Genomic DNA, 19,258 nt, shown 5'->3' with positions numbered 1-19,258 from the left:
CTCAGCCGGCGGCGGGCGGCTCGTTATGCTCCCAGCCGCCGCCGAGCGCCTGATAGAGCGTGACGAGGTCGGCCGAAATCCTCGCCTGGCTCTGCGCCTGCGCCTGTTCGGCGGCCAGCACGGATTGCTGCGCGGTGAGGACCTGGAGATAGTCGACGAGGCCTTCGCGGTAGCGTTCCTGGGCGAGTGACAGCGCGCGGCGGGTCTGGGTGACGTCGGTTTTCAGCGCGTCCTGGGTCTTCTGCTCCTCGTCATAGGCGGTCAGCGCGTTGTCGACCTGATGGAAGGCGGTGAGCACGGTTTTCGCGTAGTTCACCGCGGCCTCGCGCTGCTGCGCCTTGCGCAGGTGCAGCTCGCCGCGCAGGCGGCCGCCCTCGAACAGCGGCATGGTGATCTGCGGGCCGATCGCGTAGGTGACGGCGGAAAGCTGGTTCAGGTTGGAGAATTGCAGCGCCTGCAGCGACACCGAGCCGGCGAGCGAAATGTCGGGGAAGAAGCTCGCCTTGGCGACACCGATCTCGGCGGTGGCTTCATGCAGGCGGGCGGTAGCTTCGCGGATGTCCGGACGGCGCTGGAGCAGTTGCGAGGGCAGGCCGATCGGCACCACCGGGGGGACCGGCGGAATCGGTTTCGCGGTGATCAGCCTTGCGCGGAGGGCTTCCGGCCCCTCGCCGAGAAGGAGGCTGAGCTGGTTGATGTCCGCTGAGATCGAAGTTTGCAGGGCGGGGAGTTGGGCGCGGATCGACGCCGCCTGGGCCTCGGCGTCGGCGACGTCGAGCGCGTTGGCGAGGCCGGCCTGCTGGCGCTGGCGGATCAGCCCGGCGATGTTGCTGGCGCTGGCGAGGTTGCGGCGGGTGATGGCGAGGACCGCCTGCTCGGCGCGCAGATTGATGTAATCGTGCGCCACCTCGGCCTCGGTGTTGAGGAGGACGGCGCGGCGGGCATCGCGCGAGGCCTGCACCGCGGCGAGCGAGGCCTCGACCGCGCGGCGGTTCTTGCCCCAGAGATCGAAATCGAAGACCGAGGAGAAACCGTACTGGAAGAGGTTGAAGGGCTGGAGCTGCGCGCCGGGCAGGCCGCCGCCGCCGATCGAGGTCGAGCCGCCGCTGGCGGTGGAGCCGGCATTGGTGCTGGTCGAGGTTGACCCGCCGCCGCTGAGCGCGGTGAAGACGCCCTTGTTGCTCGGCTTCTCGCGCGTGTAGGAGCCGGCGAAATTGAGGTTCGGGTAGAGTGCCGCGCCCTCGATCTGCGCCTGGGCCTCGGCTTCGGCGAGGCGCTGGGTGGCGGCCTTCACGTCGAGATTGCGGGCGATGGCCTGCTGCTCAAGACCGCTGAGGGCGGGATCGCCGAAGCTCTGCCACCAGGCGAGGTCGACCTTGCCCTGGCTGACCGTCTCCGGGGAGGTCAGCGCCGGACGATGGGCGAGAAAGGATGAAGCCGTCCTCGTTCGCGGCGCGTGGAAATTGGGGCCGAGTTCGCAGCCGCCGAGTGCGAGGGCCGCGATCAGCGCCGGGCCCATGAGGGCCCGCCGGCGCAGGCGGGCGGCAAAAACATCAGATTTCATAGACCACTCCTTCGGCGGCGCGGGCGGACGGGGTGCCCAGCAACAGCACGACCGGCCAGACCAGCAGGGCCATCAGGCCCAGAATATGGAACAAATCAAGATAGCTCATGAACGCTGCCTGATGTTGCACCGCCGCGGCGACCTGCGAAAGGGTCCTTCCGTGCAGGCTGGCATACGGTGTGACGGATTCGGCAAGTCTTGAATGATGGAACTGGGTACGCCAGGCGAGCATCGAGGTGACGAAGGAGATGCCGATGCTGCCGCCGATATTGCGCACCTGGTTGATGATGGCGGAGGCATCGCCGTTGCGGGCCGGTGGCAGGCCGACATAGGACAGCGCCGAAATCGGGATGAACAGGAAGGGCAGCGCGATCACCTGCAGCACCCGGTCGATCGAGATGGTGGAGAACGAGGCGGTGGGCGCCAGGTGCGACTGGAAGACCAGCGCGATGCCGGTTTCGAGCAGACCGCCCACCAGCAGCACGCGCGCGGGGATGATCCGGCCGGTGACGATGCCGGCGACGGGCATCAGCCCGATCGTGGCGAGGCCGCCGAGGGCGAGGGCGAAACCGGCGGTTTCCGAGGAGTAGCCCATCAGCGTCTGGGTGAGCTGGGGAAGCAGCTGGGTGGTGCTGAGCAGGATGAAGCCGATGACGAACATCACGAGGCAGCAGATCGCGAAGTTTCGGTAGGCGAAGAGGCGGACATTCACCACCGGCGCGGGGTGGTTCCATTCCCAGACGATGAGGGTGACGAGCGAGACCGACCAGAGCACGAACAGGAAGCGGATGAAGACGCTGCCAAATCCGTCGTCGATCGAGAACTTGTCGAGAAAGATCTGCAACGCGCCGAACCCGACAGCGACCAGCAGGAGGCCGAACCAGTCGAACCGCAGGCCGACGGCGAGGCGGGCGGCGCGCTCGCGGATCAGAAGTTCGGGTTCGTCGACAAAGATCGCGATCAGGGCAAAGGCGATGAGGCCGATCGGCAGGTTGATCAGGAACACCCAGTGCCAGGACAGATGGTCGGTCAGCCAGCCGCCGAGGATCGGCCCGGTGGCGGGGGCGACGATGATCACCACGCCGAATACCGCAAAGACCTGGGCGCGCTGCGAGGGGGGGAAGCTGTCGGCATACATCGACTGGGTTACGGGCTGCAGGCCGCCGCCGCCGATGCCCTGCAGCACCCGGGCGACGATGAGCATGGACAGCGAGGTCGAGAGCGCGCAGAGGACCGAGCTTGCGGTGAAGAGCGCGACGCAGATCAGGAACAGCCGCTTGCGGCCGACCACCTCCTGCAGCCAGCCGGTGATCGGCAGGATGATGCTGTTCGAGACGAGATAGGAGGTAAGCACCCAGGTGCTTTCGTCGGGGCTGACCGCCAGCGAGCCGGCGATATGGGTGAGCGCGACATTGGCGATGGTGGTGTCGAGCACCTCCATGAACGGTGCCAGCGCCACCATCGCCACGATCAACCAGGGATTGTAGACGCCTGCCGCCGAACGCGGCGTGTTGGGCCGCGTGGCGTAGAGCAGGCTCATTGGCCGCGGATGCGGATATAGGGCTCGACGGACATGCCGGGCGCGAGCAGATGGTTGCGCAGGCGGCTGTCGTCGAAGTCGATGCGGACGGGGACGCGCTGGACCACCTTGACGTAATTGCCGGTGGCGTTCTCTGCCGGGAGCAGCGAGAAGACGCTCCCGGTGCCGTGCTGGATGCTGGCGACCCGCGCGTGAAACGCGATGCCGGGGATGGCATCGACATAGACCCGCACGTTCTGGCCGGGATGAATCCTGCCGAGCGCCGTCTCCTTGAAGTTCGCGGTAACCCATACGCGATCGCCGACAATGGCCATCAGCCCGGCTCCGGGGGCCACGACATTGCCGGTGCGCACGCTCTTGCGCGCGACCCAGCCGGAAACCGGGGCGCGGATTTCGGTGTAGCCAAGCTTGAGCCGGGCGTCGGCGACATTCACGGTGGCGGCCTTGAGCGCGGCTTGCGCTGCCGCGACAGCGGCATTGGCGGCGCCAACCTGCTGGCGGGCGGCGTCGGCGCGGGCAACCGCGCCGCGCAGGGCGGCGGCGACGGAATCGCGCGTTGTCGGCGTGATCGCGCGCGGATCGATCCTGGTGTAGCGCGCCTCGTCACGGCGGGCGCGGAACAGCGAGGCGTCGGCCACCTCGACATTGGCGCGGGCAACCGCGAGGTCGGCCTCGCGCGCGGCGAGATCGGCCTTCGCCTCGGCCTCGCCGGCTTCGGCGCGGTCGAGCGCCACGCGCTGGGCCCGCGGATCGAGGCGGACGAGCACCTGCCCACGCACGACGTGCTGGTTGGTCCTGACCAGAACGGCCACGACCTTGCCCTGGACGCGGGCGGAAATCGTATGGATCGCGCTTTCGATCTGCGCATCCGAGGTGGAGGCGAAATCGCGGGTGCTCCACCAATAGGCAAGGCCCGCGGCGGCAAGACCGATCAGCAACAGCGCCAGAATTACAAACGGACGCCGCTTGCGGCGCGCGGCGACTGCAGGTGCTGACGACGAGGTCGCGCTGCGGCGCAAGTCGGTCTCGGTCAGGTCATTCATGAATGCAGTTTATCCTATTGGCAGGATCATCGCCACCATCGGCGCGTGGGTCGCCATTACACACATCTCGAAGCCGCAACAACTCGGCGGGGGTCGAACGTACATCAACAAAGTTTCAACGAAGACGACGATTCGGCTTGAATCCGTCGGCGTGTGGAGTATTACTATCTTAGGTAGTATTTCGATTTTCAAAATAACAATTTGGATGAAAAATGACGCAGTTTCAGAGCATGGACAGTTACCTGCGCGACCGGATCAGGGCATGGCCACAGACGCCGCCGGGGCTTGAACCCGCAGATGCGGACGAGCGCGGGGTGTGGCTGCGGGCCCGGCCGGGACCGGTTCAGGAAACCGAGGCCCCTGCCCTGAAGATTCCCGGCGCCTCGCGGATGCGAACCTTCCCCGACGGGCTGTGGTTGTGGTTCGGCGGCAATAGCGCCGATCCGTTCGTCGATCTCTTCGCGATCGAGATCTGCGGCAGCTTGCAGAACCTGCTCGACAAGCGGTCCCGCTATGCGCCGAGCCTGCATTCGCTGCTGGTCTCCTGCCCCGCCGGATGGATGCGCCGGCCAGTCTGCGCGCAGGACCCGACGCAGCGATGGCAGCGGATCGGCCTGCTCGATGCCGCACCGGAGACGCCAACCGCGCTGCCGGTGCGCGACATCAGGGTTCTCTATGCGCTGAAGCCCAAGCATTTCAGGGAATTCACCGCCGGAAGCATCGCGCATCCGCACGAATTGTTCGCGCCTGTGGACATATTGCTCGACGAGGCGGGCTGGCGGGCGCCGGGGTTGCGGCGGTTTCTCTGCCACGCCGCGCGGCGCGCGAATTACTGGGATTCAGCCTGGTGCGGCGGCGACGAAGCCGGGGGCGGCGAGTTGCAAGCCGGCGCGCGCGATGGCGTCACGGGCGAGATCGGGACGATCGGAAATCATGCCATCGACGCCGAACCCGATCATCCGGTCGAACGCCTCGGCGGTGTTGACGGTCCAGGGCAACACGAGGAGGCCGAGCGCGTGGGCCTCGCGGACTTCGCTCTGCTGGAGCGTCCCGTGAAACGGCGCCCAGCACACGGCCCCCAGGGCCGCGACCGCGCGCGGGAGCTGGCCGCCGAATGCGTCTAGATCGATGCCGCCGAGCCAGAGCGGGGCGGCCTCCACCGTATCCGGCGCGGTGAGGCCGCACCGGCGCAGGCCCGGCTCGATTGCCGCCGCGGCGCGCAGCACCCGCCAGTCGAAGGCAAAGAGCAGCGTACGCCCGATGGCGCGATGACGGCGGAGCGTGTCGATCACCGCGGCGGCCATGCGTTCGGGCGTCGCCGTGCGGTCGGGATGGTCGGGGAAGGTCTTGACCTCCACCAGGAGATCGCGGCCGGCAAGCGCCTCGATCACCGCATCGAGCGTGGGAATCCGCGCGCCATCCGCCGGCGCCTGGGCGGGGTAGCGCGCGGCATAGTCCGATCCCGGCCGCAGCCGGCCGACATCGTAGGCGGCGAGTTCGGCGAAGCGTTGCGCGCGAAGCAGCGGGGCGGCTTCGGGCGCGAGCCAGTTCCCTGCCCCATCGCGCGCGATGTCGGGATTGAGGCGCGGATCGTGGTGAACCACCACGACATCATCGACCGTCAGGCCGACATCGAATTCGGCGCCGGTCAGGTCGAGCGACGCGATCGCGGCGAAGCCCTCGATGGTGTTTTCGGGACGCAGGCCGCGCGCGCCACGATGGCCGAACAGAGCGATGGAGCGCGGCAATGCGGCGGCGTCGGTCATGGCGGGTCTTTCGGGTCAGGCGGTCTCGGCTGCGTCGACGCGGGCATGGCCGCCCTCGCCGGGGCTGATGCGCATGCGCCTGGGATGCAGGCGGATCAGGCTTTCGTGATGGGCGATCGAGACGATCTGCATCGCCGGCATGCGGGCGCGCAGCATGGCGAAGAGGCTGGCGGCCGACTCCTCGTCGAGCGCGGAGAGCGCCTCGTCGAGGAACAGCCAGTCCGGCCGCGCGACCAGCACGCGCGCAAGGGCGAGGCGCTGCTGCTCGCCGCCCGACAGGCGCAGCGCCCAGTTGTCGACATGTTCGAGACGCAGGCCGAGGCCGCCGAGGCCGACCTCGGCGAGGGCCGCGCGGACGGTTTCGTCGTCCACCTCGTATTCCTGCTGCGGATAGGCGACCGCGCGCTTGAGCGAGCCGAGCGGAAAATAGGGTTTCTGGGGCAGGAACATCGCCGTGCCGGAGGGCCGGGCGACGCGGCCGCGGCCGAACGGCCAGATACCGGCGAGCGCGCGGAACAGTGTGGATTTTCCGGTGCCGGAGGGGCCGGTGATGACCACCGGCTCGCCGCGCTCGATGGCGAGGCTGGCGCCGGCGAAAAGATGCCGCCCGTCGGGCAGCGAGACGGTGAGATCTTCGGCATGCAGTGCTGCATCCGCCGGCGCGACGACATGGTCGGGCCGGTGCGCGTGCGCCTGCTTCACCGCGCGCTCGAACCCATCGAGACGCTGCACGGTGGCGCGCCAGCCGACCAGCTGCGGATAGGCCGAAACGAACCAGGAGAACGAGCCCTGCACGTTGCCGAAGATATTGTTGATCTGCAGCAGCAGGCCGAGGGTGAAGAGGCCGGAGAAATAGCCGGGGGCGGCGATCAGGATCGGGAAGATGATCGCCACCTGGCTGAAGCCGATGGTGAAGAAGTTCAGCGCCTTGGTGCGCTTCATGATCTTCCACCAGTTGAGGTAGATCGCATGGAAGCGCTGCTTCAGGCCGACCCCTTCCTCGGCCTCGCCGCCATAGAGCGCGATCTGCTCGGTGTTCTCGCGCACGCGGATGAGATTGAAGCGGAAATCGGCGTCGACCTGCTGCTGCTGGAAGCTCAGCGGGATCAGTTTCCAGCCGATCACATGGGTCAGATAGGTGCCGATGAGCGAATAGACGATCGCGATCCAGACCAGATAGCCGGGGATCACCAGGCCAAGCAGGTGCAGCGGCGGCACCAGGAACCACAGCACGAAGATGAAGCTGCAGAGGTTCACGATGTTGGAGATGAAGCTGATGCCAAGGGACAGGTTGTTGGAGACGAAGCTGCGCAGGTCGTCAGCGATCCGCTGGTCGGGGTTATCGAGCGGGCTGCCGGCCTCGGCCTTCAGGCTGAGCTGGTAATGCGCGCGGTTGGCCAGCCAGTCAGCCACGAAATTTTCGGTGATCCAGCGGCGCCAGCGGATTTCCAGCATCTGCTGGAGATAGAAGGCGTAGACGCCGACGAGGATGTTGAGGGTGGCGATCTCGGTGAAACCGGGGACGAACCAGGGATAGCCCTTGATCATCCGGTAGGTGAAGATCGACTGCCAGAAACCGGCGGCGTCCTTGGCCTGGAGCGCGTTGTAGAAGATCTTGTACCAGTAGGAATAAAGAACGTTGAGATAGACCGAGACGAGGTTGAGGGCGATGATGGTCGCGAGCAGGGCCAGCGCCGGCCAGCGCTCTTTCGAGGCGAAATAGGGCCGGGCGAGGCGCCAGGCATCCGCCAGGGCGGCGATCACCGCGCGCAGGAACCTCATGAATGCGGCGCCGCCGCGCGGGAGATGGCATCGAGCCAGCGCCGCAGCCGGGCGGCATTGGCGCCGAAATCCGAATAGCCGTAGAGCGAGCGGGAATAGAGGATCAGGTCGCTGCCGCCGGCCGGGTCGGGGCGGACCTGAGCGATCACCACATCGGGGAAGTTCGCCACGGGCGTGCGCGCGACCCAGGCTTGCTGCATCCGGGCCGGATCGGCCGAGAGGCCATAGGTTCGCGGCTCGGCGGCCGCGACACGGGCGACGAGCGCATAGAGCGCGGCGGGCGGCAGGCCGTAGCGCGGCGTGTCGAACGTGGGTTTCGGGGTGAAGCCGGCGGGGGCCGCCAGCGCCTTGTTGGGCGAGGCCGGGAGGGCGAGATGGGGGAAATCGACATGCCCCGGCGGGGTGACGCCGGCGGCGCCGGCGAAGCCGCAGGCGGGGAAGACGATGCTGAGCAGCAGGGGCAACAATCCAACAGCCATCAGGCGGTCTCTCCGGGAGGAATGGCGGGCTGGGCGAGACGAATGACGCCCCGCACGGCATCGGGTTCGACCACCTTGCCCTTGCGCAGGATCACGATGCTGCCCTCGCGGGCAAGGTCGAGCGCGGTGCGGCGGATGGTGGCGCCAGGCGTCGGGCGCGGTTTCGCCGCGCGCGGCGGCGAGATGCCGGGCGGCATCCGTCGGGCAGATCGAGGCGCCTGGCCGACAGGCAGCGAGGGCACCGCGAATCGCGCGGCCGGCTTCGTCGGGGCTGGCAGAGTGCGGAGCACGGGTCATGCCGTCATGTCTGGCGCGGATCGGGCGTTCCGGCAAGCTCCCGCGCCGCCAACCGCGAAGGGTTCGGGCCGTGCTGCGCGGCTCAGATCCCGGCCGGCAGCCGCGCGCGAAGCATGTCCGCCGCCATGGCGGGCCCGATCCATGGCCCCTGCACCTCGGCGATTCCGAGCTCCCGGGCTTTCTGCAATTCGGACTCGGTTTCCACCCCATCGAGCAGGACGGTGACGTCGAACCGGCGGGCGATGTCGATCGCGGCGCGGATCAGCACCACGTCCGGCCCGGCGGGATCGGCCACCAGGGCGCGAACCAGCCGGCGGTCGAATTTGAGGCCGCTGAACGGCAGGCGGGACAGCAGGGCAAGCCCCCCGAAATCGTGACCGAACCCTTCGAGGATGACGCCAATTCCGGCGTCCCGCAGGCCGGCGATCTGCTGCTGGAGATGCTCGCCGCCGATCACGAGGTCGGCTTCGTCGATCAGGATGTCGAGCCTCTGGAGGTCGATGCCGAGCGGCTCGAAGGCCTGGCGCACGAGGCCGACGGCGTAGCCATCCCCGAGGGTGGCGCCAGGAAGCGGAACGCCGACATGCCAGCCCGGCGGCCCGGCGGCGAGTTCGGCCGCGACGGCGCGCAGCGTGTAGGACAGCATGTCGTGACGCAGCATCGCCCGGTCGATCCCGCGCAGCAGGGGAGCGACCGGCATCAGGCCGCGGCGGCGGTTCGGCAGGCCGAGCCAGAGATCGGCGCCAACGAACCGCTCGGCGGAGGGGGCGAGGCTGAGGCGCGGGATGTAGCGGCGGACGAAACTGTCCTGCCGCAAGGCATCGGCGAGGCGGGCCGCCCGCTTGCGCTGCTCGCCGGCTTCGAGACGGCGGAGCGACGCGCGCTCGCGACGCTCCGTTTCAGCCGAACCGGACTCCGAAACGCCCGACCGAACCGGCGCGGTGGCCGCTGTCGGCCGAAAGTCCGGTGACTGCGATACACTCAAAAGACACTACTCCATCGACGCGTCCCACGTGACGGGATGATGAAGCAGGATGGGTAAAATATACCTTAACGTGACACGATAAATGCGACGACGAGCTTATTTTAGGGCGTTTCAGACGCCGATCGTGTCGAGCAGGCGGGTGGTGCCAAGACGGGCGGCGGCGAGCAGGCGGGCGCCCGAATCGAGCGCCGCGAGCGGGGCCAGACTCGTTTCGTCGACGAGTTCGAGATAATCTAGGACGAACCCGCCGGCGGCGAGCGTCTGCCGGCTCGCGGCAAGGGTCGCGCCGACCGGGGCGCCGGCGCGCAGCTCGTCGCGCGTGCGTAGCAGGACCCGATGCAGCAGCGGCGCGCGGGCGCGCTCGGCGGCGTCGAGATAACGGTTGCGCGAGGACATCGCGAGGCCGTCTGCCTCGCGCAGGGTCGGGCCGACGACAATCTCCACCGGCAGGAACAGGTCGCTCGCGACGCGGCGAATGACCTGCACCTGCTGCCAGTCCTTCTCGCCGAACCAGGCGGCGTTCGGCCCCACCTGGCCGAGCAGCTTGGCCACGACCGTCGCCACGCCCCGGTAATGGCCGGGTCGGACCGCGCCTTCGAGCACCGTCGACAGCCCGGCGACATCGATCATGGTGGCATCGCCGGGCGGATACATCGTCGCCACCTCGGGTAGCCAGGCCAGCGCGCAGCCGGCATCGGCGAGCAGCGCGCAGTCGCGCGCGGGGTCGCGCGGGTAGCGGGTGAAATCCTCGTTCGGACCGAACTGGGTGGGGTTGACGAAGATGGAGGCGGCCACGACGTGCCCGGCCGCGCGGGCCGCGCGAACCAGGGAGAGATGGCCCTCGTGCAGCGCGCCCATGGTCGGCACCAGAGCGAGGGAGGCACGGCCGCCTTCCGCCAGCGCCGCGCGGGCGGCCCGCAGGTCGTGGAGATGACGGACGATCTGCATGGTGTGTCTCCATGAAAGACGGCTGGTTGAGGGCGTTTTGAGGGAATCCGGCGGCCGCGTCCATGCCCGCTGGCGGAAGGCTGTTCCGCCGGCAAAGGCGCGGCCATACATTCGGAAAACATAAACTATCCGCGAGCGGGCCGCGCCGGAGGCGGAAGCGCACTTTGGAAATCGGCGGGGTAACTATATGTAGCGGTCATGGCACGCCAATCGTCTCCCGCGAAACAGTGGATCCATCAGGAAATCAGGCTTGGAGGACGCCGCGCCCGGCTCGCGATCGGGCTCGGCATCGCCTCCACCCTCATCGCGATCGGGCAGATCGCCTGCGCCGCCGGGCTGCTGGCCGCGGCGATCGCGCCGGGGCATCTGCCCGTCGCGCTGCTCGGGCTCGGCTTCATCACCGCCGCCCTGCTGCGGGCGGGGCTGATCGTCGGCCAGGAACACGAGGCGAGCCGGCTCGGTATCGCCGCCCGCCGGCGGCTGCGCAGCGACACGCTGGGCCGGCTGATGAGCGCGGGGCCGGGGCTGCTGCGCGGGCGGCATTCGGCGGAGCTGTCGATCATCGTGGTCGACCGCGTCGAGGCGATGAACGGGCTGCACGGGCGCTGGATTCCGGCGGCGCGGCTCGCCGCGATCGGGCCGGCGCTGGTCGCGCTCGCCGCCGCGATCGCGGACTGGCGCAGCGGGCTCATCCTAGCGGTGAGCGGCGTTCTGGTGCCGGTGTTCATGGCCATGACCGGGATTGGCACCGGGGTCGCGGCGCGGTGCCAGTTCACCGCGATGGCGCGGTTGCAGACCCGCTTTCTCGATCGCGTGCGCGGCATCGCCACCATCGTGCTGGCCGGGCGCGCGGAGGCCGAGGCGGCATCGCTCGGCCGCGCCGCCGACGAGTTGCGCCACCGCACCATGCGAATTCTGCGCATCGCCTTCCTCAACGCCACGGCGCTCGACCTGCTGGCCGCGGCGGCGCTGGTGGGGATCGCCATCCGCTTCGCCGGGCCGCTGCTCGCCGGCCACGCAGCACTGGCGCCGACCGCGCTGTTCTGCGTGCTGCTGGTGCCGGAGTTCTTCGCGCCGCTGCGCGCGTTCTCGGCCGTGTATCAGGACCGGATGACCGCGCAGACCGCGGCCGAAGACCTGGTCGGCCTGCCCGAGCCGCAGACGGTCGCGGTGCCGCCGGATGCCATCCGCACGGTGACGGCGCGGGGCATCACGATCGGTTTCGAGCAGGTCGGCTTCGCCTGGAGCGAGGCGCGCGGCCCGGTGTTGCAGGATCTCAGCTTCCAGTTGCCCGCGGGGAGATGATGATGCTGGTCGGCCCCTCGGGCGCCGGAAAATCCACCATCATCGAGCTGCTCCTTGGCTATATCAGGCCGCAATCCGGGCGGATCACGCTGAACGGCGCGCCGATCGAGACGATCGTGCCAGCCGCCCTCGCCCGCATGACGGCGCTGATCAGCCAGCGGCCGGTGCTGTTCGCCGGAACGATCGAGGAGAATATCCGGATGGGCCGGCCGGAGGCGAGCGAGGCCGACCTGCTGGAGGCGGCGCGGCTCGCGCGGGTGAGCGAGTTCGCCGACCAGCTTCCCGAAGGACTGGCGACCCGCATCGGCGATGGCGGCTACGGGCTGTCAGGCGGCCAGGCGCAGCGGATCGCGATTGCCCGCGCCTTTCTCAAGGATGCCAGCCTGCTGCTGCTCGACGAGCCGACCGCGCAGCTCGATCCGGCGACCGAGCGCGAGGTGGTGGACAGCCTCAGGCGGCTGGCGATCGGGCGGACCGTAGTGCTCGCCAGCCATGCCGCCTTCGCCCATGAATTCAGCGGCCGCAAGCTCGATCTCGGCGCCGCCCAGGCGGCGCGGCTCGAGGGGGTGGCGTGATGAGGGATGTCGTGTTCGCGCCGCTGCTGCGGGTGATCCTGATCTGGCGGCGGCAGGCGCCGGCGATCGCCTTCGGCGCGCTGGTCGCACTGGCCTCGCTTGCCTCCGGAGTCGCACTGATGGCCGGCGCCGGGCACTATATCGCGGCCTCGGCGATCGGCCTCGCCGTTGTCGTGCCGGTGGTGCTGGAGGTGACCGGCGTCGCGCGGGTGGTGCTGCGGTATCTGGAGCGGCTGACGACGCATGATGCGACCTTCCGCGCGCTGGCGGCGCTGCGGTTGTGGTTCTATCGCGGGTTCGCGCGCAGTGCCGCCGGCGGGCTCGGGTTCCGGCGCTCGGGCGATGTGCTGGCGCGGCTGGTCAACGATATCGAGGCGCTGGACGGGGTGCTGCTGCGGCTGCTGATCCCGCTGCTCGGCGCGGTGATGCTGGTGCCGGCGCTGCTGGTGGTGATCGGCCACGATGACGACGCCGCCGCGGTGCTGGTGCTGGCGCTGTTCGCCATCGTCGCGTTCGTGATGCCGTGGCGGGCGATGGTCGCGGCGCGGGCGGCCGCGGCGGACGAGACCGAGGCAGGCGGCGCCCTGCGCGTCGCGGTGCTCGACACGCTGACGGGGTTGCGGGAAATCAAGGTCTACGAGGCCGAGGGGCGGATGCTCGCCGGTGTGCAATGGCAGGAATCCCGGCTGTTCCGCGCCGAACGCGACCTCGCCGCGCGCGGGGCGGCATTGCAGGGTCTCGCCTTCCTCGCCACCCAGGGCGCGCTGCTCGCGGTGCTGCTGATCCATGGCGCGCATCCGCTGGCCGTGGTGGTGGCGGTTTTCGTCGTCGTCGCCGCGTTCGAGGCGGTGGGCGGCATGCCGCGCGCGGGCGTGATCGCGGGACGGGCCTCGGCGGCGGCGACGCGGGTTCTCGAAGCGGCCGAGGCCGCGCCGCCGGTGCGCGATCCCGAGCGCCCGGCGCCGATGCCGGCCGGCAACGCGCTCGCCTTCGAGCATGTCGGGTTCCGCTGGACGCCGGAGGGCCAGGCGGTGTTCGACGACCTGTCGCTCGACGTGCCGGCGGGGTCGCGGGTCGCGGTGCTCGGGCCGTCAGGGGCGGGAAAGTCGACGCTCGCCGCACTGGCGCTGAAGCTGGCGGCGCCCGAGCAGGGCAGGATCCGGCTCGGCGGGACGGATATCGGCACGCTGCGGGCCGCGGATGTGCGCGCGCGGATCGCCTGGCTGTCGCAGGCGACGCATCTCTTCGCCGACACGATCCGTAACAACCTGCTGATCGGGCGCGACGATGCCGATGACGAGGCGCTCTGGGCGGCGCTGGAGGCGGCGCGGATCGCCGATGTCGTGCGTGCGCTTCCGGACGGGCTGGAGACGTGGGTCGGCGAACAGGGCTCGCAGTTTTCCGGCGGCCAGGGGCGGCGCCTCGCGCTGGCGCGGGTGCTGCTGAGCCCGGCGCCGATCCTGATTCTCGACGAGCCGTGCTCGGGCCTCGACCTCGAAACCGAGCGCGCCTTCCTCGCCACGCTCAACAACACGCTGGACGGGCGGACGGTGCTGATGATCACCCACCGGCTGACCGGGGTGGAGAAGCTCGACAGGATCTATCGGTTGCAGAATGGCAAGCTGACGGTGGCGACGAGATAGGGGCGTCGCCGCGCCGCGAGGCCGCAGCCGCCGGCTCAGGCGACGGCGGCGAGATCCGGGGCGGCGGTGCTGGCGCGGCGGTAGTTCGCGGCATCGGCGAACAAGGCGCGCAGCAGAAGGTTGTTGAGCCGGTGGCCGGTGCGCGCGCCGATGAACCGGCCGCGAATGGCGGCGCCGGCCAGCGCCAGATCGCCCACCACGTCGAGCAGCTTGTGGCGGACGAACTCGTCAGGGCTGCGCAGCCCTTCGGGGTTGAGGATGCTGTCGCCATCGACCACCACGGCGTTGCCGAGGGTGCCGCCGAGGGCGAGGCCCGCCTCGCGCAGACGGTCGATATCCTGTTTCATGGTGAAGGTGCGGGCGCGGGACAGCTCGGTTGTGAAGCTTTCCGGGGTGATTTCGAGGGAGAGCGCCTGGCGGCCGATCGCACGGGCGGGAAAGTCGATCTGCAGTGCCGCGGTGAAGCCATATTCACCCGCGGCGGCGGGGCGCAGCTCGGCGAAAGCGGCGCCGTCGCTCACCCGGATGGGGCGGCAGATGTCGATGATGTCCCGCGGCAAGGCGGTTTCGACAATGCCGGCACAGCGGATGAGGAAAACGAATTCCGCCGCGGAACCATCGAGGATCGGGACCTCCGGGCCGTCGACCTCGATCAGCGCATCGTCGATGCCGAGGCCGGCGAGCGCCGCCATGACATGTTCGACCGTGCCGATCCTGGCTTCCGGCCGGTGCGGATCGGCCAGGACGGTGCAGAGCCTGGTATCGGCCACAAGGTCGTGGCGGGCGGGAATGGTGACGCCGAGATCGGTGCGGCGGAAGCCGATGCCAGAACCGGGCTCGGCGGGGACGAGGCGCAGAGTCACGTCCTGTCCGCCATGCAGGCCGACGCCGCGGCAGGCGATCTCCGCACCGAGGCCACGCCGTCTCACGGGGCTGTCCTGCCCGACGATGAAGGGGCGGCTGAACGGAATGGCGGTGGACATCATGCGGTGAAAGCCTTGTGTTAAACGCGAAAGCCTTCGACAGGCTCGTTATTGCGGTGCAAACTAGCCCGGCGGGACGGCGGAGGGAAATCAATGAATATTTCTGATTATTTCCATATAAACCTATGATTTTGTTATTTTTATGGCGGCGCTGACACAAACGGTTCACAGCCCCGGGCGGCGCGGTTTGCCTTTGCCGGCCGGTTCTGCTTTCAGGGGGAACGGAGCGCGGCGCCGCCGCGCCAGACCGGGGAACCCATGACTGTCGCACTGATCGTCGCCGCCGGCCGTGGCCATCGCCTCGGCGGTCCCATTCCGAAACAGTACCGTCTGCTTGACGGCGTGCCGATCCTTCGCCGCACGGCTGAGGCGCTGCGCCGGCATGCGGCGGTGCGGGCGGTGCGGGTGGTGATCAACCCCGCCGATCGGGGGCTGTATGACGAGGCCATGGCAGGGCTCGGGCTCGTGGAACCGGTGACGGGCGGCGCCTCGCGGCAGGAATCGGTGCGCAACGGCCTCGAATCGATCGCTTCCCTCGCCCCCGAGACGGTGCTGATCCATGACGGGGTGCGGCCCTTCGTTGCCCCGACCGTGATCGGCGCGGTGCTCGACGCGCTCGGCCGCGTGCCCGGCGCGGTGGTCGGCGTGCCGGTCACCGACACGCTGAAACGGTGCCGCGGCGCCGTGGTCACCGGAACGGTGGAGCGGGCGGATCTGTGGCGGGCGCAGACACCGCAGGGCTTCCGCTACGAGGCGATCCTCGGCGCGCATCGGCGCGTGCATGCGGCACATCCGGGGCGAGACTTCACCGATGATTGCGCGGTGGCGGAGCTCGCAGGCCTCACGGTCGAGATGGTCCCGGGCAGCGAGGAGAATTTCAAGATCACGACCGAGGCCGACCTGCTGCGCGCCGAGGCCATGCTGCGCGAACGGGGGCGCTTGCTGGCCGTCGCAGATTAGGGCAGGCGCCGATCAGGGCAGGCGCCGATCAGGGTAGTCCCGGGCCCTGCCCTCCCCTGCCCTGGCGCGCCGTTGGCTCAGCCGATCCCCGCCGCGGCGATGAGCACGACACCGAGGCTGACCAGAGCGAGTCCGGCCATCTCGCCGCGCCGCGTGCGCTCGCCGAGGAAAAAATGGCCGACCGCAAGGGTGAACAGGATCTCGATCTGGCCAAAGCCGCGCACGAGGGCGGCGCTGGTCAGCGCGAAGCCGGCGAACCAGCAGCCCGAGCCGCAGGCGGAGAGCAGGCCGACCGGCGCCGCCCGCCGCCAGAGGGTGAAGCATTTGGCCAGTTCGCCCCGGTTCCGCAGCGCCATGACGCCGCCCTGGACCAGGGTTTGCAGCAGGTTGGTGACGGTGAGGGTGAGCACGGCCTTGAGCACGACCGGCGTGGCGGGGCCGAGCGTCAGCGTCGCCTCGCGCAGCAGGATCGCGGTGACGGCAAAGCCGAAGCCGGACCCGAGGCCGCAGAGAGCGGCGGGCTGCACCGAGGCGCGCAGCAGATCGGCCGGGGAGAGTTTCTGGCCGACGAAGGACAGCGCGAGCACGCCGGCAACCGCGAGCATGATCCCGACTATGGCGAGCGGCGGAATCCGCACCCCGAGCACCAGAACCGAGAAGATGACGAGCTGCGCCGCCTCGGTCTTCGCATAGGCGGTGCCGACCACGAAATTGCGGTGGCCGAAGGCCATGATCAGCAGCATGGTGCCGAAGATCTGGGCGATGCCGCCGGCGAGGCAATCGAGCAGGAAGGCGGGCGGGATCGCCGGCAGGGCGCGGCGGAGCAGGAGAAGCGCCACGCCGAGCAGCAGGATATCGGCCGGTAGCGCGTAGACGAACCGGACGAAGCCGGCCGCCGGGGCGCTGAGCGCGCCGCGCAGCCGGGCCTGCAGCGCCGTTCGCCAGACCTGGAACAGCGCGGCGGCGATGGTCACCGGTATCCAGGCGGGAACCAGGCTCATGCCAGCGCCGCGACATGGGCGCAGAAACGCGCGGCGAGCGCCACCAGATCGGCGACGACCGCCTCGCCGAGCGCGGCATCGGCGCCGGTGGCGTCGGCGGTGGCGGAGGCCGGCGCGATCTCGGGATATTCGGCGGGCGCGTCGATATCGACCCCTCGAAGCCGATCGTGCCGAAGCCGGTGACCGGGCAGCCAAGCAGGCTGGCGCCGGCGGCGGGCTTGCGCGCAAGATCGGGGCGGGAGACGTCGGGCGGAGGCAGAGCGCGATCGAGGCGAGCGGCTCGGCGCCATGGCCGAACCGCCCGGGCGCGGGGCCGATGCGGGCCTGCATCAGGCGGCTTGCGACCTTCCAGAGATAGAAGGACGGGATCACCGGCCCGCCGGCGCGGCGGATGGCAAGGGTTGCCTCATGCACCAGCGGCGCGTTGCCGCCATGGCCGTTGAGAATGACGATACGCTCGAACCCCGTGCGGCGCAGATCGGCGATCAGGTCGGCGAGCACGGCGCGGAAGGTGGCGGGGGCGAGCGCGAGGCCGCCGGGCACGGCGCCGAAATGATCCGCGGCACCGAAGGGCAGCGCCGGGGCCGCGAGGGTGAGAGTGCCCGAATCGGTCGCGGCGCGCGCGATCCGCCGGGCCAGCGCTTCGGCAAGGCGGAAATCGCCCATCGGGGCATGCGCGCCCTGGTCTTCCTGGCTGCCGAGTGGCAGCAGCACCAGCGGACGGCGCGGCAGGAGGGCTTGCAATTCGGCACTGGTCAGATCATCGAAAGCTGTTTTAAACATTTGTTCATCCTCCTGCGGGGATCCATGCTGGACGCAATTGTTGTGCGCTGGCAATGGAACGCATCCAATTTGAGGGAATTTGCATGTCAGGACCGACTTCATCGCCAGCGCCCTTGCCCATGGCCGGAATTGTGCCGGTCATCCTGGCCGGCGGAACCGGAACACGGCTCTGGCCGGTTTCACGCAAATCGTATCCGAAGCAGTTCTGGCCGCTCGTGTCGTCGCGGACCATGCTGCAGGAAACCGCGGCGCGGGCCCAGGGCGAGCGTTTCGCGCCCGCGATCGTGGTGGCGAACGAGGCGCATCGCTTCATCGTCGCCGAACAGCTGCGCGGCGAGGGCCATGAGGGAACGCGGATCCTGCTGGAGCCGGTGGGGCGGAACAGCGCGCCGGCCATCGCAGCCGCGGCGCTGCTGATCGCCGAAACCAATCCCGACCAGGTGATGTGGATCATGGCGGCGGACGCCTCGATCGCGGATGCGGACTCGCTCGGCCGCGCGCTCGCCATCGCCGCCGCTGCCGCGCGGGACGGGCAGATCGTCACCTTCGGGATGCAGCCGAATATGGCCGAAACCGGCTATGGCTATATCGAGCAGGGCGAAACGCTGGCCGGGCATGAAGGCGCGTTCCGCATCGCCCGCTTCGTCGAGAAGCCGGATGCGGCGACAGCGGCGAGGCTGATCGCCGACGGGCGGCATTACTGGAATTCAGGCATGTTCGTCGCGACCGCGCGGACCATGCTGGCGGAGATGGAGCGGCTGGCCCCCGAGGTCGCGCGCAGCGTGCGGGCGGCGTTCGACGCGCGGATCCCCGATCTGGATTTCATCCGGCTTGAAACCGCGGCGTTCCGCAGCGCGCCCGATATCAGCATCGACTACGCGATTGCCGAGAAGACCGACCGCGCCGCCGTGGTGCCGGCCGCGCTCGGCTGGTCGGATGTCGGCTCGTGGTCGGCCATCTGGGACATCGCCGAGAAGGACGCGGCCGGCAACGCGGCGCTGGGCGATGCCGTGATCGAGGATTCCAGCGGCTGCTATGTCCGCAGTGACGGCGCGATGACCGCGGTTCTCGGGCTCGAGAACACCGTTGTGGTGACGACGCCGGATGCCGTGCTGGTCGCGCACCGGGACAAGGCGCAGAACGTCAAGCGCGTCGTCGATGCGCTGAAGCGGATGAAGCGGCCCGAGGCGGAGGATCACAATCGAGTGTACCGGCCCTGGGGGTTCTATGAGAGCCTGATTCAGGGCGACCGCTTCCAGGTCAAGCGGATCGTGGTGATGCCCGGCGCGAAGCTCAGCCTGCAGAAGCACTTCCACCGTGCCGAGCACTGGGTGGTGGTGGCCGGCTCGGCGCTGGTGACGCGGGACGCCGAGACGCATCTCGTGCGCGAGAACGAGAGTATCTACCTGCCGCTCGGCTGCGTTCACAGGATGGAGAATCCCGGCAAGATCCCGCTGACGCTGATCGAGGTGCAGTCTGGCTCCTATCTCGGCGAGGACGATATCGTTCGCTACGAGGACACGTACGGGCGGAGCTGAATTCGGCCTATGTTCTTGTTTTGTTCTTGACAGCGCGCGTGATTTCCGGTGTGCTGCGTAGGAACG

Annotated in this window: 15 protein-coding genes and 2 pseudogenes; 4 read left to right on the top strand and 13 right to left on the bottom strand. The window is 69.1% G+C overall.

What is annotated here, in order from left to right:
- Position 1: 1 nt before the first annotated feature.
- The 10 genes and pseudogenes from ACIDOCELLA78_RS86905 to panC all read right to left on the bottom strand — a co-directional run bounded on the left by ACIDOCELLA78_RS86905 (position 2) and on the right by panC (position 10,404).
- Positions 2–1,564: an efflux transporter outer membrane subunit gene (locus tag ACIDOCELLA78_RS86905; protein ID WP_201728354.1), complete on the bottom strand. Its 1,563-nt coding sequence runs from the start codon at positions 1,562–1,564 to the stop codon at positions 2–4.
- A complete protein-coding gene (locus tag ACIDOCELLA78_RS86900) occupies positions 1,554–3,104 on the bottom strand; it encodes a DHA2 family efflux MFS transporter permease subunit (RefSeq protein ID WP_201728353.1) in 1,551 nt (516 codons plus the stop codon). Before ACIDOCELLA78_RS86900 ends, ACIDOCELLA78_RS86905 begins: the two co-directional genes overlap by 11 nt.
- The gene (locus tag ACIDOCELLA78_RS86895; RefSeq protein WP_201728352.1) at positions 3,101–4,147 is read right to left on the bottom strand and encodes an HlyD family secretion protein; all 1,047 of its coding nucleotides are present in this window, start codon (positions 4,145–4,147) and stop codon (positions 3,101–3,103) included. Before ACIDOCELLA78_RS86895 ends, ACIDOCELLA78_RS86900 begins: the two co-directional genes overlap by 4 nt.
- A gap of 188 nt (positions 4,148–4,335) precedes the next feature.
- Positions 4,336–4,959, bottom strand: coding sequence for a hypothetical protein (locus tag ACIDOCELLA78_RS86890; protein ID WP_201728351.1), 624 nt, complete (start codon positions 4,957–4,959; stop codon positions 4,336–4,338).
- Between the two features lie 27 nt (positions 4,960–4,986).
- Positions 4,987–5,913 (bottom strand): glycerophosphodiester phosphodiesterase family protein, encoded by a 927-nt coding sequence (locus ACIDOCELLA78_RS86885; protein WP_201728350.1) that lies wholly within the window; start codon positions 5,911–5,913, stop codon positions 4,987–4,989.
- Between the two features lie 15 nt (positions 5,914–5,928).
- Positions 5,929–7,695: an ABC transporter ATP-binding protein/permease gene (locus tag ACIDOCELLA78_RS86880; RefSeq protein WP_201728349.1), complete on the bottom strand. Its 1,767-nt coding sequence runs from the start codon at positions 7,693–7,695 to the stop codon at positions 5,929–5,931.
- Positions 7,692–8,174, bottom strand: coding sequence for a DUF1499 domain-containing protein (locus tag ACIDOCELLA78_RS86875; protein ID WP_201728348.1), 483 nt, complete (start codon positions 8,172–8,174; stop codon positions 7,692–7,694). The genes ACIDOCELLA78_RS86880 and ACIDOCELLA78_RS86875 overlap by 4 nt, the downstream gene beginning before the upstream one ends.
- Positions 8,174–8,471: pseudogene (locus tag ACIDOCELLA78_RS86870) on the bottom strand (DUF3253 domain-containing protein). The gene ACIDOCELLA78_RS86875 and the pseudogene ACIDOCELLA78_RS86870 overlap by 1 nt, the downstream one beginning before the upstream one ends.
- Before the next feature lie 82 nt (positions 8,472–8,553).
- On the bottom strand, positions 8,554–9,456 hold the full coding sequence (locus ACIDOCELLA78_RS86865; RefSeq protein ID WP_201728347.1) for an EAL domain-containing protein: 903 nt from the start codon (positions 9,454–9,456) through the stop codon (positions 8,554–8,556).
- A 111-nt stretch (positions 9,457–9,567) separates the two neighbouring features.
- Positions 9,568–10,404, bottom strand: coding sequence for a pantoate--beta-alanine ligase (gene panC, locus ACIDOCELLA78_RS86860; RefSeq protein ID WP_201728346.1), 837 nt, complete (start codon positions 10,402–10,404; stop codon positions 9,568–9,570).
- Positions 10,405–10,602: 198 nt separating this feature from the next.
- Between panC and cydD the strand changes: the two are divergent.
- Positions 10,603–12,284, top strand: a pseudogene (gene cydD, locus ACIDOCELLA78_RS86855) (thiol reductant ABC exporter subunit CydD).
- Positions 12,284–13,927, top strand: a complete 1,644-nt coding sequence (gene cydC, locus ACIDOCELLA78_RS86850) for a thiol reductant ABC exporter subunit CydC (protein ID WP_201728345.1) — start codon at positions 12,284–12,286, stop codon at positions 13,925–13,927. Before cydD ends, cydC begins: the two are co-directional and overlap by 1 nt.
- A 35-nt stretch (positions 13,928–13,962) precedes the next feature.
- Here cydC and lpxC read toward each other — a convergent pair whose 3' ends face one another.
- Entirely contained in the window at positions 13,963–14,910 is a 948-nt protein-coding gene (gene lpxC / locus ACIDOCELLA78_RS86845) for a UDP-3-O-acyl-N-acetylglucosamine deacetylase (RefSeq protein ID WP_201728385.1), read from the bottom strand.
- Positions 14,911–15,168: 258 nt separating this feature from the next.
- Here lpxC and ispD point away from each other — a divergent pair, with 258 nt between their 5' ends.
- Complete coding sequence (gene ispD / locus ACIDOCELLA78_RS86840; RefSeq protein ID WP_201728344.1) at positions 15,169–15,870, top strand: 2-C-methyl-D-erythritol 4-phosphate cytidylyltransferase; 702 nt, start codon at positions 15,169–15,171, stop codon at positions 15,868–15,870.
- Positions 15,871–15,947: 77 nt separating this feature from the next.
- Here the strand turns inward: ispD and ACIDOCELLA78_RS86835 are convergent, their stop codons facing one another.
- Positions 15,948–17,654, bottom strand: a complete 1,707-nt coding sequence (locus tag ACIDOCELLA78_RS86835) for a creatininase family protein (RefSeq protein ID WP_249675575.1) — start codon at positions 17,652–17,654, stop codon at positions 15,948–15,950.
- A 4-nt stretch (positions 17,655–17,658) separates the two neighbouring features.
- Positions 17,659–17,886: a hypothetical protein gene (locus ACIDOCELLA78_RS86830; RefSeq protein WP_201728388.1), complete on the bottom strand. Its 228-nt coding sequence runs from the start codon at positions 17,884–17,886 to the stop codon at positions 17,659–17,661.
- Here ACIDOCELLA78_RS86830 and ACIDOCELLA78_RS86825 point away from each other — a divergent pair.
- Positions 17,786–19,192 (top strand): mannose-1-phosphate guanylyltransferase/mannose-6-phosphate isomerase, encoded by a 1,407-nt coding sequence (locus ACIDOCELLA78_RS86825; protein WP_249675601.1) that lies wholly within the window; start codon positions 17,786–17,788, stop codon positions 19,190–19,192. The genes ACIDOCELLA78_RS86830 and ACIDOCELLA78_RS86825 overlap by 101 nt on opposite strands.
- Positions 19,193–19,258: the final 66 nt, after the last annotated feature.

It is taken from the genome of Acidocella sp. C78, from assembly GCF_907164655.1.
This window is presented reverse-complemented; position numbering and strand designations above follow the sequence as displayed.

Coding starts and splice junctions, on each gene's coding strand:
- ACIDOCELLA78_RS86880 (WP_201728349.1), bottom strand. CDS start 7,695: ATGAGGTTCCTGCGCGCGGTGATCGCCGCCCTGGCGGATGCCTGGCGC.
- ACIDOCELLA78_RS86830 (WP_201728388.1), bottom strand. CDS start 17,886: ATGGTCCGCGACGACACGAGCGGCCAGAACTGCTTCGGATACGATTTG.
- ACIDOCELLA78_RS86875 (WP_201728348.1), bottom strand. CDS start 8,174: ATGGCTGTTGGATTGTTGCCCCTGCTGCTCAGCATCGTCTTCCCCGCC.
- ispD (WP_201728344.1), top strand. CDS start 15,169: ATGACTGTCGCACTGATCGTCGCCGCCGGCCGTGGCCATCGCCTCGGC.
- ACIDOCELLA78_RS86905 (WP_201728354.1), bottom strand. CDS start 1,564: ATGAAATCTGATGTTTTTGCCGCCCGCCTGCGCCGGCGGGCCCTCATG.
- ACIDOCELLA78_RS86835 (WP_249675575.1), bottom strand. CDS start 17,654: ATGTTTAAAACAGCTTTCGATGATCTGACCAGTGCCGAATTGCAAGCC.
- ACIDOCELLA78_RS86895 (WP_201728352.1), bottom strand. CDS start 4,147: ATGAATGACCTGACCGAGACCGACTTGCGCCGCAGCGCGACCTCGTCG.
- cydC (WP_201728345.1), top strand. CDS start 12,284: ATGAGGGATGTCGTGTTCGCGCCGCTGCTGCGGGTGATCCTGATCTGG.
- ACIDOCELLA78_RS86885 (WP_201728350.1), bottom strand. CDS start 5,913: ATGACCGACGCCGCCGCATTGCCGCGCTCCATCGCTCTGTTCGGCCAT.
- ACIDOCELLA78_RS86900 (WP_201728353.1), bottom strand. CDS start 3,104: ATGAGCCTGCTCTACGCCACGCGGCCCAACACGCCGCGTTCGGCGGCA.
- lpxC (WP_201728385.1), bottom strand. CDS start 14,910: ATGTCCACCGCCATTCCGTTCAGCCGCCCCTTCATCGTCGGGCAGGAC.
- panC (WP_201728346.1), bottom strand. CDS start 10,404: ATGCAGATCGTCCGTCATCTCCACGACCTGCGGGCCGCCCGCGCGGCG.